Annotated in this window: 20 protein-coding genes, 1 tRNA gene and 1 other RNA gene; 8 read left to right on the top strand and 14 right to left on the bottom strand. The window is 58.8% G+C overall.

The annotated features are described in order from the left end of the window. Positions 1–63: 63 nt before the first annotated feature. The 7 genes from GV829_RS10025 to GV829_RS09995 all read right to left on the bottom strand — a co-directional run bounded on the left by GV829_RS10025 (position 64) and on the right by GV829_RS09995 (position 4,402). Positions 64–894 carry a lysophospholipid acyltransferase family protein gene (locus GV829_RS10025; RefSeq protein ID WP_169946293.1) on the bottom strand — a complete coding sequence of 277 codons (831 nt, stop codon included), beginning with the start codon at positions 892–894 and terminating at the stop codon, positions 64–66. Beyond that, positions 845–1,267 (bottom strand): Fur family transcriptional regulator, encoded by a 423-nt coding sequence (locus GV829_RS10020; RefSeq protein WP_169946291.1) that lies wholly within the window; start codon positions 1,265–1,267, stop codon positions 845–847. The genes GV829_RS10025 and GV829_RS10020 overlap by 50 nt, the downstream gene beginning before the upstream one ends. A 187-nt stretch (positions 1,268–1,454) precedes the next feature. Then, on the bottom strand, positions 1,455–1,889 hold the full coding sequence (locus tag GV829_RS10015) for a Ros/MucR family transcriptional regulator (RefSeq protein WP_169946289.1): 435 nt from the start codon (positions 1,887–1,889) through the stop codon (positions 1,455–1,457). A gap of 158 nt (positions 1,890–2,047) precedes the next feature. Further along, on the bottom strand, positions 2,048–2,548 hold the full coding sequence (locus GV829_RS10010; RefSeq protein ID WP_246202826.1) for a GNAT family N-acetyltransferase: 501 nt from the start codon (positions 2,546–2,548) through the stop codon (positions 2,048–2,050). Beyond that, complete coding sequence (tsaB, locus tag GV829_RS10005; protein ID WP_281356197.1) at positions 2,548–3,144, bottom strand: tRNA (adenosine(37)-N6)-threonylcarbamoyltransferase complex dimerization subunit type 1 TsaB; 597 nt, start codon at positions 3,142–3,144, stop codon at positions 2,548–2,550. Before tsaB ends, GV829_RS10010 begins: the two co-directional genes overlap by 1 nt. 29 nt (positions 3,145–3,173) lie before the next feature. Beyond that, complete coding sequence (locus tag GV829_RS10000) at positions 3,174–3,767, bottom strand: malonic semialdehyde reductase (protein WP_169946285.1); 594 nt, start codon at positions 3,765–3,767, stop codon at positions 3,174–3,176. 50 nt (positions 3,768–3,817) lie between these two features. Continuing rightward, positions 3,818–4,402 (bottom strand): NifU family protein, encoded by a 585-nt coding sequence (locus tag GV829_RS09995; protein WP_169946283.1) that lies wholly within the window; start codon positions 4,400–4,402, stop codon positions 3,818–3,820. Between the two features lie 89 nt (positions 4,403–4,491). Between GV829_RS09995 and GV829_RS09990 the strand changes: the two genes are divergently transcribed. Together GV829_RS09990 and GV829_RS09985 are read left to right on the top strand one after the other, a co-directional pair. Then, positions 4,492–5,373: a hypothetical protein gene (locus tag GV829_RS09990; protein ID WP_169946281.1), complete on the top strand. Its 882-nt coding sequence runs from the start codon at positions 4,492–4,494 to the stop codon at positions 5,371–5,373. Positions 5,374–5,391: 18 nt separating this feature from the next. After that, a tRNA-Thr gene (locus GV829_RS09985) sits at positions 5,392–5,467 on the top strand. A gap of 617 nt (positions 5,468–6,084) precedes the next feature. On the opposite strand, the gene GV829_RS09980 is transcribed toward GV829_RS09985, so the two are convergent. Next, positions 6,085–6,753, bottom strand: coding sequence for a universal stress protein (locus tag GV829_RS09980; protein WP_246202824.1), 669 nt, complete (start codon positions 6,751–6,753; stop codon positions 6,085–6,087). A gap of 456 nt (positions 6,754–7,209) precedes the next feature. Here GV829_RS09980 and GV829_RS09975 point away from each other — a divergent pair, with 456 nt between their 5' ends. Then, a complete protein-coding gene (locus GV829_RS09975; RefSeq protein ID WP_169946279.1) occupies positions 7,210–8,004 on the top strand; it encodes a TIGR00266 family protein in 795 nt (264 codons plus the stop codon). 21 nt (positions 8,005–8,025) lie between these two features. On the opposite strand, the gene GV829_RS09970 is transcribed toward GV829_RS09975, so the two are convergent. From GV829_RS09970 to mscL, 4 genes are all read right to left on the bottom strand, one after another. Beyond that, positions 8,026–8,403, bottom strand: coding sequence for a VanZ family protein (locus GV829_RS09970; RefSeq protein ID WP_169946277.1), 378 nt, complete (start codon positions 8,401–8,403; stop codon positions 8,026–8,028). Positions 8,404–8,414: 11 nt separating this feature from the next. Then, the gene (locus GV829_RS09965; protein ID WP_169948209.1) at positions 8,415–9,743 is read right to left on the bottom strand and encodes an amidase family protein; all 1,329 of its coding nucleotides are present in this window, start codon (positions 9,741–9,743) and stop codon (positions 8,415–8,417) included. 98 nt (positions 9,744–9,841) lie between these two features. Continuing rightward, positions 9,842–10,207: a transfer-messenger RNA gene (gene ssrA / locus GV829_RS09960) on the bottom strand. Between the two features lie 28 nt (positions 10,208–10,235). After that, positions 10,236–10,661, bottom strand: coding sequence for a large conductance mechanosensitive channel protein MscL (gene mscL, locus GV829_RS09955; RefSeq protein ID WP_169946275.1), 426 nt, complete (start codon positions 10,659–10,661; stop codon positions 10,236–10,238). Between the two features lie 213 nt (positions 10,662–10,874). On the opposite strand from mscL, the gene GV829_RS09950 reads away from it, so the two are divergent. The 5 genes from GV829_RS09950 to GV829_RS09930 are packed head-to-tail and all read left to right on the top strand — an operon-like array spanning position 10,875 to position 14,045. Further along, positions 10,875–11,435, top strand: a complete 561-nt coding sequence (locus GV829_RS09950; protein WP_425505411.1) for a LemA family protein — start codon at positions 10,875–10,877, stop codon at positions 11,433–11,435. Next, positions 11,432–12,004 carry a TPM domain-containing protein gene (locus GV829_RS09945; protein WP_169946271.1) on the top strand — a complete coding sequence of 191 codons (573 nt, stop codon included), beginning with the start codon at positions 11,432–11,434 and terminating at the stop codon, positions 12,002–12,004. Before GV829_RS09950 ends, GV829_RS09945 begins: the two co-directional genes overlap by 4 nt. Before the next feature lie 8 nt (positions 12,005–12,012). Further along, complete coding sequence (locus GV829_RS09940) at positions 12,013–12,804, top strand: TPM domain-containing protein (protein ID WP_169946269.1); 792 nt, start codon at positions 12,013–12,015, stop codon at positions 12,802–12,804. Next, on the top strand, positions 12,804–13,487 hold the full coding sequence (locus tag GV829_RS09935; protein ID WP_169946267.1) for a TPM domain-containing protein: 684 nt from the start codon (positions 12,804–12,806) through the stop codon (positions 13,485–13,487). The genes GV829_RS09940 and GV829_RS09935 overlap by 1 nt, the downstream gene beginning before the upstream one ends. A gap of 15 nt (positions 13,488–13,502) precedes the next feature. Further along, on the top strand, positions 13,503–14,045 hold the full coding sequence (locus GV829_RS09930; RefSeq protein WP_169946265.1) for an NUDIX hydrolase: 543 nt from the start codon (positions 13,503–13,505) through the stop codon (positions 14,043–14,045). Positions 14,046–14,069: 24 nt separating this feature from the next. On the opposite strand, the gene GV829_RS09925 is transcribed toward GV829_RS09930, so the two are convergent. Further along, entirely contained in the window at positions 14,070–14,348 is a 279-nt protein-coding gene (locus GV829_RS09925; protein ID WP_169946263.1) for an ETC complex I subunit, read from the bottom strand. A 66-nt stretch (positions 14,349–14,414) separates the two neighbouring features. Beyond that, positions 14,415–16,874 carry an ATP-dependent helicase HrpB gene (gene hrpB, locus GV829_RS09920; protein WP_169946261.1) on the bottom strand — a complete coding sequence of 820 codons (2,460 nt, stop codon included), beginning with the start codon at positions 16,872–16,874 and terminating at the stop codon, positions 14,415–14,417. Positions 16,875–16,906 lie beyond the last annotated feature (32 nt).

Below are 16,906 nucleotides of genomic sequence, written 5' to 3'. Positions count from 1 at the left end.
CCGGCCGAGTTTCCCGCGTGACCAAGCCTGATCCGGTTTCGGTTTCAAACATCCTTGTTCGGATCAAGCCACGCTACGCTGATATAGTTCGGACTGCATGACCGCCTCAATCCGCGCGCGACACTCCGCCGCGATCGCTTTTCGACCACCCAAAAGGGTCGGATCGAAGGATTCAAGAAAATGGATATGGAGATCAAATCGACCACTGCGGCCCAATATCCGCAGGGCATTGTCAATGCCACCCTCATTCCCAATCCAGGCAATCTCGCTGGACACATCACCATAGTCAATGAATACTGGTTGCACATGCACATCCGCAGGCGGTGGTTCCAGAACCCCAAGCAAGGATGACTTGAACGGCAGCAATGATCGGCCGTCATTGGTCGTGCCCTCGGGAAACACTGCTATGGCATGGTTCTCGGCCATCGCTTCCCGAACCATGCTGATTTGCGAGGATACACCCAGCCTGTCATCGCGCGAGACATACAAAGTGCGGTTCAAACCACACAGCCAGCCGATCACGGGGGTCTTGGCCAATTCAGCCTTTGCAATAAAGGCGGTCCCACTCGCTCCGCCCAGAGCCAGAATATCTATCCAACTCAAATGATTGGCGACGAAAAACACATTGCCGAAACGAGGAGCCCCCACGGTGACGACTTTCGCCCCGACAACAGCCGCCGCCGAGCCGAGGAAGGTTCGTGGCCAATGCGAATGGCGACCAATTGCATGTGTCAAATAGTGTAAGGGCACCAGGAGGACCAACAACCCAACCAGTGCGCTCAGCCGCGCGACAATGCGCAGCCAACTGGCCACTGACATGACACGCCCCTGGGAGGATTTGGCGTCAATCCTTCCGGTTAATGGCAACGCCATACAACTCCATGCGATGGTCAACCAAACGAAACCCTAGGCGTTCGGCAATCTGCCGCTGCAAGACTTCAAGCTCGGGGTCGACAAACTCGATCACACGCCCAGTCTCAACATCAATCAGATGGTCATGATGCGCTTCAGGCGCGGCCTCATAACGGGATCGGCCATCGCCGAAATCATGCCGGTCAAGTATCCCTGCTTCCTCAAACAGGCGCACAGTCCGGTATACCGTCGCTATCGATATCCCGCTGTCTATCGCGGACGCCCGCGCGTGAAGCGTTTCAACATCGGGATGATCATCCGAATCGCCGATGACTTTGGCAATCACGCGCCTTTGCTCGGTAATTCGCAAACCCTTTTCGGCGCAGAGCGTTTCGATGTCGATTTTGTTGCCCATGTAACCTTCGCCGTTGCAACCCTGCGGAGCATATAGGTTACTCGATCAGGAGCAGCAAGTGACCGACTAGCGGAACCGCGCCCACAGCAACCCGTTAATCGGTACCGCACCACAACAAGAACGCCCGCCCATCCAGGCACAGTGGCACGGATGAGCGGGCAAACCGCGCAATCAGAGACAATACAGCTTATTTGCGGCCAGGCTTGCGACCGCCACCGCGTCCCTTGGTCCCAAGGCCGATCTGCTTGGCCAGCGACCGGCGCTGCTCTGCATAATTGGGCGCTACCATCGGATAATCGCTAGGAAGCCCCCACTTCGCTCGATAATCGTCAGGAGTCATCTGATAGTGCGTCATCAGGTGACGCTTCAGCATCTTCAGTTTCTTACCGTCTTCAAGGCAGACGATATAGTCTGGCTTAATCGAAGAACGGACAGACACAGCGGGCTGCTGCTTCTCTTCAGCAACTACCGGAGCCGAACCAAGTCCAGCCAAAGAAGCGAAAACCGACTGGATGAGGCCAGGAAGCTCCGCTGTCGAAACGCTATTATTGCTGACGTGCGCCGAGACGATGTCTGCTGTTAATGTCGCAAGAAATTCCTGCGTATCGTTTGCGTCTGCCATTTCAATATTCCCGAGATATGATTGTTAGATCGCATCGTCCCTCATACTCAATGATGGAATCAACATCGATCACGTGACCCTCTAATGGAATTTTCATGATGGTGCAACATTCCAAATCAATTTCTAAATCGGAACTTATAATATCCTTACAGAAAAGATCAGAAAGCTGTGACCATCTTGTTCATTGTGACCGCGTTTCGCATTGTCCCATCGTTTCCGCGGTAATAGGATTTGCGTAATGCAACCTCGACAAATCCAAAGGCGCGATAGAGATCACGCGCAGGATTGTCTTCGCGCATCTCAAGACAAGCCATGGTCACCAGTTCACCGCTGCATATGCTCAGCCAGTCGTTCATTAGGGCCGTCGCAACGCCAGATCTACGCCATCGGGGATGAACGGCCAACAAAAGCAGCTCGCTCTCCCCCGCAATTATCCGAAAGATGGCAAAGCCCGCGAGCTGTCCCGCACCGTCGCCCAAATAGGCTCCGCGCAGTTGGTAACCGGGCATCGCCAAGGTGGCGAGCACCTGAGCTGAGTTCCATGCTTCGCCATATCTGGGATCAAATGCAGCGGCCATAATCTCATCCACAGCCGCCAGTCGGTCCATCCCGATACCCACGACATCAACGGGCTGACGGGTAGCGTAATTGCCTGCCATCAAGCAGCAACCTTTGCATCTGGCGGTCGCGCATACAAAGGCCGCAGATCGCCGAAAATTTCTTTTGGACCAAGGAAAGGAAACAGCCTCGCATCTGCTTCGGCTGGCCACGCCTGTCCGAAACCGCGCAGGGAAACAAAATCGACCGCTCTCTGACCGGCAACATGTTGATCAGTAATGCAGCTGACAGCCGCGTCAGGTGTGCAGGAATTGACGACAACAGGGTCATTCATGGCCTGACCGCCTGCGACCAGCCATTCGCCATGTCCCCCATCGATAACCACTGCCAACTGGTCCGCGCCGCTCAGGCTGCGGCCATGTGCTGCAACCAAGGATAAAGTATTGAACCCTTTCAGGTCCGCTCCCCATCCAAAGGCCAATGCCTTGGCAGCAGCAATGCCAATCCGCTGCCCTGTGAAACTGCCAGGGCCGCAACCTACGCAAATCGCTGTGGCCCGGCCACCGTCAGGCAAGTCAGAAATAGTTGGCAGCAGCTGTTCGGCATGCCCCCTGCCTATCAATACATGGCGGTGGCCGATCAACTGCTCGCCATCAAACAGGGCGACGCTCAAATGCGGCGTACACGTATCAATCACTAACAGCCGCACGGGACCGGGTTACCGTTTCAGAAGACGCGGTTGAAGCGACCGAACTCCGGGCGCGGACTGCGTTCAAAAATGGTGTTGGGGTCGCCATACCCTAGGGTGGAAATGAAGTTGACCTTAAGGCTGGGCTCATCGGGAAAAAAGGCTGCTTCAACTGCTTCTGGGCTAAAGCCGGACATGGGCCCGGTATCCAAACCCAAAGCGCGAGCCGCCATTATGAAATAGGCGCCTTGCAAGGAAGAGTTTCGAAAAGCGGTGGCCTGAATGAGCGCGTCATTGCCGTCAAACCAGCTCTTCGCATCGGTATGCGGAAACAGATCAGGCAAATGATCGTGAAAGCGCAAGTCCATCGCGATGATTACACTCACCGGAGCGGACAATATCTTCGGCGGGTTGGCCCCGCCAGCGCAAGCGGCCAGCTTTTCCTTGGCTGCCGTGGAGGTGCACCAAATCAGTCTGGCCGGTAGCGCATTGGCCGATGTTGGTCCCATCTTCATGAGATCCCAGATCGATTCCAACTGATCCACGCTGACAGCACGATCCAAATAACCGTTATAGGTTCTGGCTGTCCGGAATAGCTGGTCCAGTGCCGCGTCGTTCAATGGCTCGCTCATGATAATTGGTCCTAGCCAACAGGAGTTGAAAACCTTACCGCCAAAAATGCCTAAACGGCATGCACTTCCGTCACTTCGGGGACGTAATGCTTCAGAAGGGACTCAATGCCGTTTTTGAGTGTGGCCGTTGACGAAGGGCAACCAGCACAGGCGCCCTGCATCACAAGATAGACGTGGCCCTTGTTAAATCCCTTAAACCGAATATCGCCGCCATCATTTGCGACAGCAGGCCGAATGCGAGTCTCGATCAACTCCTTGATCTGATCAACGATATCAGCGTCGGCTGGATCAAAGGGCAATTCATCGACCAGTCCGTCTTCAGGAGGGACGGAAATCCCAGCTGCCGATGCTTCTCGCAACAACGGCATATCAGCAGTGAAATGATCCAGAAGAATGGCCGCAACATCCGCCTGCAAAAGGCTCCAGTCGGCACCGGGGGCCGCCGTCACAGCAACGAAATCCTTGCCAAAATGCACGCCAGTTACATCGCCCAGACCAAAAAGCACTTCTGCAAGTGGCGACGCCTCTGCCGCCTCTGGCGAAGAAAAGTCTCTGCTGCCGGAGGCCATCACGATCTGACCGGGCAGAAACTTGCGAGTAGCCGGATTCGGCGTCAATTCAGTTTCGATCAACATGAGTTGCATTTGGGCCTAGGGCGGGACGGTTGCAAGGGCGCAACTCCGAACAGGCGTGCAAATATTGCCATAATGGAAGCAATTGACCAATGATCAGGCGGCAACGCATCTTCTCCGCTTTTGCCTGCATTGACTGGTCCGGCGCAGCGGTGCCCCGGCCGCACGGCATCGCGATCGCGCTGGCATCCGGCCAGACCGCGCCACGCCTGATTGAGCCAGCAGGAGGCTGGAGTCGCGCACTTGTGCTCGATTGGTTGGTCGACCATGCCCGGCGTGGTACGGATATGCTGATTGGTTTTGACCTTTCACCCGCACTGCCCTTCATCGACGCCAACGCCTATTTTCCGGGGTGGCACGGGAGTCCGAAGGGGCCGCGCGAATTATGGCGGCTCGTTGACTCTTTGTGCTCCAATGACCCTCATCTCTCGGCTACTTCCTTTGTCGATCATCCCGACATATCCCCATATTTCCGTAGGCACGGCGGTCGGGAAGGCACATTGTTCGGCGTCGGCATCGGGCGACTCCGCCAAGTGGAAAGCCATCAACGCGCGACCGGTCAGGCTCGCTCTGCCAGTTGTTTCAACCTGGTTGGCGCAGCCCAGGTAGGCAAAAGTTCCCTCACTGGCATGCGTCTCTTCAGCCGACTGGAGGATCGCATCCCCATTTGGCCTTTCGACCCGCTGCCCGAACGAGGACCAGCAATCATCGAAATCTACACGAGTGTCGCGGCGCGGGCTGCCGGCGTCCCGGCCCACCGCAGCAAGATCCGCGATTCAGAAGCACTCGAGGCCGCGCTTGCCTGCCTCGGCTCACCGTACCAACCTGTTTCGCGCCTTGATGATCATGCGACAGACGCATTGGTTACCGCCGCCTGGATGCGCAGCACAGCGGCCAATGCCGATTACTGGCACCCCGAACCGCTGACCAATGCAATCGCGCAACAGGAGGGCTGGACCTTTGGTATCATTTAACCCTAAAGGGCAGCCAGCGCCGGCTTAGCTCAGTTGGTAGAGCACCTGATTTGTAATCAGGGGGCCACGGGTTCGAATCCTGTAGCCGGCACCATTTTCACCCTCGCAGATCTTATCACCACCAGCGCTGGCCGGCGATCGGTCGGCCAAGCATGACACGTGCGTGCGATCCTCGACTGCTCAGCCCAAAAGCCGTGCGGTCGGATAAATTGCGTCACTCTTGATCGGGCTAACTGCGGGCTATAGGCGAATTGGCATCATCGGACACTCGGGACTTTATAAGTTCCGCGTTCGTTCGGGTCAGCGCAATAGAATCCGTTCCCGGGCGTTTGAACGCCGGCCTCAAACCTCGAGAGTCATCGCAAGATCGACGAGCCAATAGAAGCCAACGCCGATCAAAAGACTGGCCAGTATCAGAAAAAGTATAAGCCCAGCAGATGTAAGCAACATATCGGTAGTTCGCCGCAATGCGCGCTGGTTTCGACTATAGGACCTACCTGACCTGCTATTCATTTTTCGACCCCTTTTGCCGTGCCAATTTCAGGCTTCTGACCACCTGCGAATAGCTTTCGGCAGGGGCAGATCAAAAGGAAGTCGCGGTCAATTCGACCGTAATTTGGCAGCGATTGCCCAGATTTAAGTTGCAAGCGTACGTCTCGGGCAGGAAACTAACCCACCCGAGCCATCCATTCATCCGGACCTTCTAACCAATCAATGGGAAACAAGCACTGGCAAGCGCGGACTACCTAAGACGGAGAGGGTGGCCCCGCCGAGAATGAAATCGCGCAAGCGCGAATGGCCATATCCACCCATCACAAGCACATCGCTACCAAGCGCCAAGGCTTCTTCTTGAAGCGCTGACCCAATATTTCTGCCGTTGATAGGCCGGTTGACCATATGCACAGACAAGCCTTTGCCAGCGATGGTTGCCACCGTGGTCGCCTCATCCATGCTGGAGTCGACTGTCTTTTCACCGCCTATGGTCAGCAGGACAAGCTCTTCGACATTGGGTAATACCGCGAGTGCATCTGCCAGCGCCCTGGCAGCAACGCGGCTGTTATCCCAGGCGAGAGCCACTCGTCTCGGGGTGAAGGCGCCTGTCCAGTCAGGGGGCGCCACCAGCATCGGTCGACCGATAGAAAACAGGAGATTTTCGGCAACCAGCCGATCACTCATAAGCCCTTGCTTGTCGACGCCGATTACCAGCACATCATGCAGGCGGGCCCGATCAGAAATGCAACTGATCATTCCGCGGGAGTGATCAAAGTCATTGACCACTCCAACCTTGATCCCCAACTTCTCAGCCTTGTCACACAGTGCTTGGCCATTGGCGATGTTCGCCTCTGCCCGACGGCGAAAATCCTGTTCCATTTCCGCCAAACTGCGCCCGGATGAACTGGGCGGCACATTAGCGTCAAGGTTCGCGAGAAATGCGGTGAGCTTACCTGCCCCTGACTGGACCAGAGCCAGCGCAAGCGCTGCCGCTCCCCTGTCGATGGAAAAGCTGTCCACTGTTGCATAAAGCATGACGTTTGTTGTGCGCGATGGGCTGGTCACGGTCGGATATCCTCGTTCCAAATCGATGAAACGAGCGGCCCGCCGGTCGCGGCGCAAACACTGTAACCGGCATCGAGCTCACTCGATGCGGTCCGACATCGCGACATGTGTGTCGCCAGAGGGGCCCGGCCCGCATCCGACAAATAGGCTCTTCAGTTGCCAATTCAAGGTGAGAGTCCTTGCCTGATCAGCCGGTTGACGCCACATCCAGCTGCATGGCGATGCAGAGGGTAAAGGCTACTGCCTGCCAGATCATTCGCGACGACAGGAGAGACCAGCATGGCTGACGAAATCGAATTTGAAATCAAGGGTCAAGAACTGCAGTTCGTTGAGATTGAGCTTGATCCTGGCGAAAGCGCGGTGGCCGAAGCAGGCGCTTTGGTTTGGAAGGATGGCAGCGTCGGCATGACCACAGTGTTTGGGGACGGCAGCGGTGATCAAGGGGGCGGCTTCATGGGTAAGCTGCTCGGCGCCGGCAAGCGGCTGGTTACTGGCGAGAGCCTTTTCACCACTGTTTTCACCCATAACGGTGTCGGCAAGGCCCGGGTTGCTTTTGCGTCGCCCACACCGGGAGCCATTCTTCCGCTGAAACTGTCCAACTACGGGGGCACCCTGATATGCCAAAAGGACAGCTTTCTGGCCGCTGCCAGGGGCGTATCAATTGGCATTGCCTTTCAACGCAAGGTGATGACTGGCCTGTTCGGTGGTGAAGGTTTCATCATGCAGAAACTGGAGGGTGACGGTTGGGTCTTTGTCCAGATGGGAGGTACATTGGTGGAACGCGAGTTGGCGGCAGGCGAAGAAATCCATGTTGATACAGGCTGCCTCGCCGCCTACACGCCGACCGTCGATTTCGATCTGGTAACGGCAGGCGGGGTCAAATCAGTATTGTTCGGTGGCGAGGGCCTCTTTTTCGCCCGATTGCGGGGACCAGGGCATGTCTGGATTCAATCCCTCCCCTTCTCCCGCCTTGCCGGACGCATGCTAGCAGCAGCAGGGCCACGAGGTGGCGAAAACCGGGGCGAGGGGTCCGCGATCGGCCTCTTGGGCGATATCATCCAGGGCAATCGCTGACTTTGCCTGGCGCCGGGGGCTTCAGCCTTTCCGGCGCCACCGGTCAAAGATTGCCGTGATGGCAATAGTGATCAGGATCGCTGCACTATCCGCCAGCCAATCGGCCAAATCCGCGCTGCGTCCCAGCACAGGGATCATCTGACCCAATTCGATCACTGCACCAAACGCAGCCAGCCAACCAAAGCGAGCCAGCCAGCGCGTAAGTGGATACGCGGCGAAAGACTGAAGAGTAAGGACCGCAAAGGCTACAATGTGCTGGAACTTGTCGGTCGGCTGACCTGGCAGGGGCGGCGGTTTGGGCAACAGCGCCATAACCAGCGTAAACAACAGTGCCAACCAGAACAGCGCAATCCAGCTGCGGCGATAGACGACAAACAGGCGGTCGAGCTTGTCAAGCATTCCCATTGACTTCAGTCCGCAACCAGACCCGACAAAAGTCCCGCCAACCGGATGCCGTCATGATCGCGCCGGTTGGCCGCAATTACCTGCATATTGAAAGGCAGGCCATCACTGGCGCGCCCTATTGGTACCGAAGTGGAGGGCAGGCCGGCGAAGGTCGCCATGCTGATCCAAGCAAACTGGTCAGCGTATCGTGTTTCCTTGCCATCGATCATCAACAAGCGGGCGCGCATGTCTGGATTGTCGTCATGAGGGAAAGCCGTCGTGCCATGCACAGGACACAAAATGGCATCAAACTGCTCAAAGAATCGGCCAAATTGCCGCTGAATCCTTGCTTGCGCATCGCACAAGGCAAACCACTGCTGCACGGTGGGCAATTGTCCGTTCGGTGCTGGTGCACCGCCAGTTACAATCATGTTGAGCATGGGCATGTAACTGGCCATGATCGCCGCAAGATCGGGCATTAACTCGCTCGAACGGGATATGCTGGCCCCCTCGCCTTGCGCTTTTTCAGCCACTGCCTCGATACCGGCCACAATGTCTTGCATTACCGCCGCGCGAGGATGATGCGTGATGATGAACAAGCGGGCGCCGGCAAGCCCGGTAATCCGGCTTGGCGCCAATGGTGTCGCAGAGACAACATCCAACGCCGCGGACAGGTCGGCGGCAGTTCGCGCAAGCGGCCCGGCAACTGACAAAGGTCGGTCCGCGCCATCGGTGCGCGGAAACCGATGCCCATCCAGAGGAATGACACCGTAACTCGATTTGTGGCCAAACACGCCACAAAAATGGGCAGGAGTTCGGACCGATCCGCCGATATCGGTACCGATTTCGAGCGGGACCATGCCGCTGGCAATGGCTGCGGCACTGCCACCCGATGAACCGCCACAGGTCCGGCTGGCATCCCATGGGTTGACAGTCCGTCCATAGACTGGATTGACCGATTGGATGTCAGCCAGCGCCACCGGCACATTGGTCTTGCCGAGGATAATCGCACCTGCAGCGCGCAAGCGGCGGACGGTGGAGCCATCTTGGACCGCGACGTTATCACGATGCTCAGCAAAGCCCCATGTCGATGGGGTCCCCGCCAATTCAAAGCTCTCCTTGATCGTCATCGGAACACCCAACAGCGGACGCCGGTCTCCGGCGGCCAGGGCCGCGTCGGCGGCCACAGCATCGGCACGTGCCCGTTCAAAATCCTTGACAATGACGGCATTGAGCGCGGGATTGATCGTCTCTATCCGGGCAATGGCGGCTTCACATTCAGCAACCGCAGTGGTCTGCCCGGCAGCTATAGCGCTGGCCGTCTCAAGCGCGCTGCGTTGTAACGGATAGGTCATGGTCACTGGCCTCTCTCCTCTTATCGCCACCTTTTGGCGCAAAGCGCAGAGAAGGGAAAGGTGGAGGGTTTCTGTTGCCCGGTACCCTCCGAACCGCTGGTTTCCGATTCTGTTGCCCGGCTCGGTCCCTGCCGCGTTCTTTTTGGAATAATCTCAGGCCGTGAGGCCCTCAATTATGCCGCGAGAGCGAGTGCTTCGTTATCGTTAGCACTTGTGAGTTTGAGCCTTTAACGGGTTACTCAGCCCGAACGAAAGCAAGCGTTTTTCAACACACGTCGATCCTGGTTCGGCCCCGTCAGAACCCCCGTCCGCCGCGATACCGGCATCAATGAACGGGGTTTGTGGTGGAGCCGCCGGGTACTGCCCCCGGGTCCGCTGTGCCTATTTGACGCCACGATTTATCGTCATAGCCGGACAAGCCGGCACAGCGGGATATAGGGAACAACCCGCCCATTGCAAAGACCCAGGCGAGAAAACGGGTGGATCAAGGCCTTAGCGTTTGCGCAGTTCGTCGCGGATTTCGGCCAGCAATTCGACTTCGCTGGGCCCGGCAGGCGCCTCTTCCGCCGGCTTGGACAGCAATTTATTGGCCCAGCGCACGAGCAGGAAGATGACAAAAGCCAGGATCAGGAAATTAACGATAGCCGTGACAAAGGCACCATATCCCAGCATCGCCACACCGGCTTCCTTGAGCGCGGCATAATCTGTCAAAGACCCCTGATAATCCGCTGGAACAGCGCCAAGAATGATGAATTTTGAAGCGAAATCAACGCCTCCAAAAACCCAGCTTACGAGCGGCATGATCAAATCATCGGTCAATGATTTGACAATGGTGCCAAAAGCAGCACCGATAATGACGCCAACCGCAAGGTCGAGAACATTACCCCGCAGAACGAACGCTTTGAATTCCGACAACATTGTGCTGGTCTCCCCATAGACTATCTGTCCAACCTAGCATTGACGCATGACTAAGTCGAATTTTTGGGTGCGTTATTGCAGTGGCACAGTGCAAGGCCTACATAGCAGTCGATCCGCCGGATGGGGCGGGATAACCGTTCAACGGGACGGTTGTTTTTGCGGAAGGATTTGCCAGTGTTCAATCGTCGCTTAGCATTTGCTCTGGTGGCCCCCGTGGCTGCCGTGTCCCTCTCTGGCTGCGGTATCAACAGCGTGCCGACGGCCGAGGAAAATGCAAAGGCCAAATGGGCCGATGTGCAGGCGAATTTCCAACGCCGTGCCAACCTCATCCCCAATCTTGTCGCGACGGTTCAGGGACAGGCTGCCAGCGAACGCCAGATATTGACCGAAGTGACCAACGCCCGTGCAGGCGCGAATACTGTCACGCTGTCACCCGAACAGCTCAGCGATCCGGCAGCCATGGCACGCTATCAGCAGGCACAAGGCCAGGTCACCGTGGCGCTGGGCCGACTCGTCGCATTGCAGGAGCAGTATCCCCAGCTCCGCAGCCAGGAAGGCTTTCTCAACCTCCAGACCCAGTTGGAAGGTACGGAAAACCGCATTGCCATTTCGATCCGCGATTATAATGCGGCGGTGCAATCCTATAACACCACAATCCGCACTTTCCCCGACATTATCGGCGCGAAGATTATCCATGGCGCCCAGCCCATGACCCCCTATCAGGCGACCACCGCGAATGCCGAAGTCGCCCCCACGGTGAATTTCGGCCAGTGATCCGTCAGCGCGCACCTGTCGCCGCTGCTCTTGTCCTGTTTGCCATTGCCAGCGGCTGCTCCCCGTCTCCGACGGAAGAGAAAGCCGCCGCGCCGGCGGCGGGGCCGGTCGAACGGCCTATCCGCACCGCGCTGCCGATGAGCCGTGAATGCGGCGACATCAGCCTGCCGCAGTTGAAGGGACTGGTCAGCGACCCGGCCGACCTGATTGCCGAGGCGGACGAGTTGGAGATCGAGCAGACATTGCGGCAATATCAGGCCAACACCGGCCATGAGGCCGTGGCGGTCATGCTGCCGACCCTCAATGGCAAGGACGACGGGCTGGTGGCCCGTTGCCTGGGTGATGCTTGGTCAATCGGCGACAAGCATCGCAACGATGGCGTCATGCTGTTGCTGGTGCCCAGTGAAGAGCGGGTGCGGGTGGCCATGGGCCTGGGATTTGGATCAGTCGAAGACTCCAACCGCAAGGCCCAAGACGTGATCAACGAGATGATGCCAGCTCTCAGCCGGGGTGACATGGCGGGCGGCATGAAGGCCGGCGCCCGCTCTCTGAGCCACGTCCTGCCATGACAAATGCCATGAGCCATGCGCGCCAGTTGGCCAGCATGTTGATCCTGCTACTGTCACTTTTGTTGGCGGGCGCTCCTGCCTATGCACAGCAATTCCCGGAATTGACCGGACGGGTCGTCGATGCCGCCAACATTCTGTCCCCCGAGACAGAGGCGGCACTGACCACCAAACTCGCCAATCTGGAAACTCAGAGCCAGCGGCAATTTGTCATCGCGACAGTGCCCGATCTCCAGGGGTATGAGATTGCCGATTTCGGCTACCAGCTTGGCCGGCATTGGGGGATCGGCGATAAGGAACGCAACGATGGCGTAGTCCTGTTGATCGCGCCAAACGAGCGCAAGATGAACATTTCAGTCGGTTATGGCGTAGAGCCGGTGCTGACCGACGCCTTGTCAGGCACAATTATTCGCAACGAGATTACACCCAGGTTCAAGGAGGGTGATTTCGATGGCGGCGTCACGGCCGGTGCGGATGCGGTTATCCGCCAGCTGACACTCCCCCCCGAGGAAGCCCAGCGCGTTGCCGCTGCGGCAGCTGAATCCGAAGAAATGGGCAATACCATCGGCATGGTTATCTTTTGGACCTTTGTTGTCCTCTTCATCCTGCTGCTGATCATCGGGCGCAAACAGGGACGCCATTATTCGAGCAAGGGTTCGGGCGGCCCGATCATTGTCTGGGGCAGCGGTGGGAGTGATTGGGGCGGCGGTGGCAGCTCATGGGGCGGTGGCTCTTGGGGTGGCGGCGGCTTCTCGGGCGGCGGCGGCTCTTTTGGCGGCGGCGGCGCGAGCGGAGGCTGGTGATGGCAAAGGAATTTTTGATCCCTGCTGAAGATCATGCGCGGATTAGTGAGGCAGTTGCCGAAGCCGAACTGAAAAGCGACGGCGAAATTTCAACCATGGTGGCGCGTCGATCCGATGATTATGCGGACTGGATTTTGTTCCTCGCAGGCCTGATCCCCCTGTTGTCACTGGCAACCATCTTGCTGCTGCCCGAGGCGTTTGAACGATGGGTGGTCTTTCTGACCGGCAATTGGCACCCGGAGCTGACGCGGGTCGAGTTGCTCTTGTCGGTGCTGATCGTTCAGTCACTGTCCTTTGGGCTTGGCTGGGCGCTGTTGCGATGGACCTTGCTGGGCATTTGGCTGACGCCCAGGTCCATCAAGATTCGCCGCGTGCGCCGTGAAGCTGTGCGCGCCTTCCGTATCGGCATCGAAAGCAGGACCCGCGCGGCCACAGGTGTGCTGATCTACCTCAGCCTCGCTGAACATCGCGCCGAACTCGTCGCTGATGAAGCGATCAACGGCAAGGTGCACGATGCCGATTGGGGTGAAGCCATGGCGAGGTTGACCTCAGATGTCCGTGATGGCCGACCAGGTGATGGCATTGTTGGCGCGGTGGAAATGGTCGGCACCTTGCTCGCCACCCATTTTCCGCGCAGCCATGATGACCGGAATGAAATGCCCGATCGGCTTATCGAACTCTGAAGACAGGCTGAAAGTATGACGGATGATCGGGACTTGCCCGTAGAAACGATGTGGCAAGGCCGGTTCATCACCGCGGTCCGGCAGGGGAAATGGGAATATGTCAATCGCGCGAGGGGCATTCGCGCGGCGGTTATCCTCGCCATTGATGACGCGGATGATGGCCGCCACATCATTCTTGTCGAGCAGTATCGCGTGCCGCTGGGCAAGCCATGCATTGAACTGCCAGCCGGCCTTGTTGGTGACGAAGACACCGACGAGCCGCCTGAGATCGCAGCGGCAAGGGAACTGGAAGAGGAAACCGGCTATGTTGCGGCCGAATGGCAGGTAGCGGGCGACTTTTATTCCTCACCCGGCATGGTTGGCGAAAGCTTCACCATGATGGTGGCTCGCGGTCTGACGAAAGTTGCAGAGGGTGGCGGTGTGGCAGGCGAAGACATCATCGTCCATCGAGTGCCCTTGTCAGGTATTGATGGCTTTGTCGCAGATAAACGATCCGAAGGCTATGCCATCGACGTCAAGCTGGTAAGCTTGCTGTCCGCGAATTGGTTGGCCCGCTAAACGCCAGCAACGATTTAAGGGCGCTCAGCGGAAATTGTCGGCATAGCTTTGCAACTTGAGTGTGCGCGAAGGGGTGGGCACGATGTGGGCGGCAATGCCTTCCTTTTCGGCGTAGGCCTTTGCCGCCTCAAGCGTCGGAAAAGTCAACTTGACTTGCCTCTGCGTATCGCCGCTGCCGGCCCAGCCCATTAGCGGATCGGCTCGGCGCGGCTCAGCCGGTGCAAATTCAAGGACCCAGCGCTGCGTACGGGCGCGGCCCGACTGCATGGCATTCTTTGGTTCCTGAAAAATGCGTGCGTGCATGGGGCACCCTTTGTCTGAAGTCCCCTGCCCCCTAGCGAAGCGGGCGACAGCAATCAATGAGTCGCGTCAATTGCCTGAACGTCGTGCATCCGCAGCCTTGGTCCGCAAGGTTGCCGCTGCCTCCCATGGCGCGTCAGGCCAGGGATGCTTGGGGTAGCGCCCCCGCATCTCCTTGACCACATCGGCCCAACTGCCACGCCAAAAGGCCGGTAGATCGCGTGTCGTCTGAATGGGTCTGCCAGCAGGAGAGGCGAGGCTCAGCACCAGCGGCACCGCACCGCTGCCCACGACAGGATGCTGGTCGAGACCAAAAAATGCCTGGACCCTGGCTGTCACGGTCGGTCCCGCTTCTGCCGCATAATCAATCACATGGTTTGATCCGGCCGGCGTTCGATATTCCGCCGGAGCCAGGCGATCGAGCGTCTGGCGCTGGTCCCAGTCAATCAGATTGAGCAAAGCTTGCCCGAGCGCACCGTTGGGAATGTCGCTGAAACGTCGGCGCCCGGAAAGCAAAGGCGGCAGCCAATCCTCAAGATTGGCGAGCAAGGCATCATCATCAAGCACTTCTATCCCGGCAAAAGCGGCGCGGGCGCGCAAATGCCGGTCACCATCAGTCCATGGCAACACGGCCAACCCGCTATCGCGGACCGCCTCAACCAAAAGGGCGGCGGAGTCGCCGCCTTCCGGGTCGGGCGCGCGCGACAAGATGATGCTACCCAGCCGACGTTCTCGCATTGCTTCAACGCGGTCATTGGATGCGTCATAGCGCGCTGTACGACGGGTATTTCCATGGTCGGCGATCCATGCGTCAATGAGTGCCTCGTTCATCGGCACGGCCGAGAGAATGCGCGCACCACCGGCCGCACCCTGCACGTCGGCAATTGCAAGCCACTGTGAACTGGCGAGCGGAGAAGCGGGATCGAGTCGGTAGCCGCGGCCGCCCACAGACTGCCATTCCTCGCCCGACCCACTCCGCCGGCGGGCGACGCGGTCCGGAAAAGCAGTGGCGATCAGGCGGGCGATGGCGACGGACCGGTCCTCTGTTATGGTAGCGCTATGTGTGCCTGCCTTGCCTTCTGCCGCCTGCTTTGCCCAGCGACGGGCGATAGCCCGGGCCGCATCCGCGCGCTGCCCCTTTTCGCGCATCCAACGGGCGTGCCGCTGCGAAAGGTCCACATCGCGTCCGCCAAGACCGCGTTCTGACAGCAGCATCGCAAGTTCGGCGGCGAGCGCCGCCTGCCCTGTCTCTGCCCCGGCTATGACCATATGCGCGATTGCAGGGGGCAGTGGCAGTCCCGCAATGGAATGGCCATGTTCGGTCAGGCCTCCGCCAGCATCTAACGCGCCCATGCGAGTTAACCGGCTGCGTGCTTCTGCCAGCGCTGGCGCCGGCGGCGGGTCGAGCCAAGCGAGGCGTTGCGGATCACTCTCCCCCCACGCCGCACAATCAAGGAGCAATGGCGCCAAGTCTGTGTCGCTGATTTCCGGCGGATCAAAACGGGCCATTCCACCCGTGGCCGCTTCCTCCCATAAACGATAGGCTACACCCGCCCCCTGCCGCGCTGCGCGACCGGCCCGCTGGGTAGCTGCTGCCTGACTGGCACGCTCGGTCACCAGGCGACTGGTCCCGGCGGCAATGTCAAAGCGGGCCCGCCGGGCAAGGCCGCTGTCGATGACGATACGGATACCATCGATGGTCAGACTGGTCTCGGCGATGCTGGTAGCAAGGACGAGCTTGCGCCGGCCTTGCGGATCGGGTCGCAGGGCAGCGCGCTGTTGCGCAGGGTCGAGTTGCCCATGCAGCGGCAGGATCGCAAGAGACAGTCCCTCGAGACACTCCGCCGTCCGCTCAATCTCCCGCACACCCGGCAGGAAGGCTAGGATGTCCCCCGCCGGTTCGTCGGACAGCACCCGCCTCACCGCTCGCGCCATGTCATCCTCGATACGCAGCGTGGCGTCGCGGCCGATATGGCGCAGCGTCAATGGGTGGCTCCGCCCTTCGCTGGCGATGGTGGGCGCATCACCCATCAGCGCGGCAAAGCGTTCCCCGTCGAGCGTGGCCGACATGGCGACCAGCCTCAGGTCAGGGCGGAAGGCCGCCTGTGCTTCCAGCGCGAGAGCCAAGCCGAAGTCGCTGTCGAGGCTGCGTTCATGCACTTCGTCGAACAGGACCGCCGACACACCGGAGAGCTCCGGGTCGGCGATGATGCGGTTGCGGAAAATCCCCTCGGTCAGGACCAGAACCCGAGTTTCCGGCCCGTGGCGGGCATCCATGCGGGTCGCATAACCGATTGTCCGTCCGACGGTTTCCCTGCCCATCTCGGCGATCCGCTCTGCCGCCGCGCGTGCGGCAATGCGGCGGGGAGATAGCAGGAGCACCTGCCCATCGCACCATGGCTGGTCGAGCAGCGCTGGGGCGACCGCTGTTGTCTTGCCGGCGCCCGGTGGCGCAATCAGCACGGCATTGGACCCGTCTTGCAAGGCGGCCAGCAGATCAGCAAGGACGGCGTGGATCGGCAACGTCATGTCGGGCGGGATAGGGGTATGAATCCTACCCG

Source organism: Sphingomonas lacunae (genome assembly GCF_012979535.1).
GTDB lineage: Bacteria > Pseudomonadota > Alphaproteobacteria > Sphingomonadales > Sphingomonadaceae > Sphingopyxis > Sphingopyxis lacunae.
The sequence above is the reverse complement of the archived record's forward strand: the minus strand, read 5'-3'. Positions and strand labels throughout refer to the sequence as shown.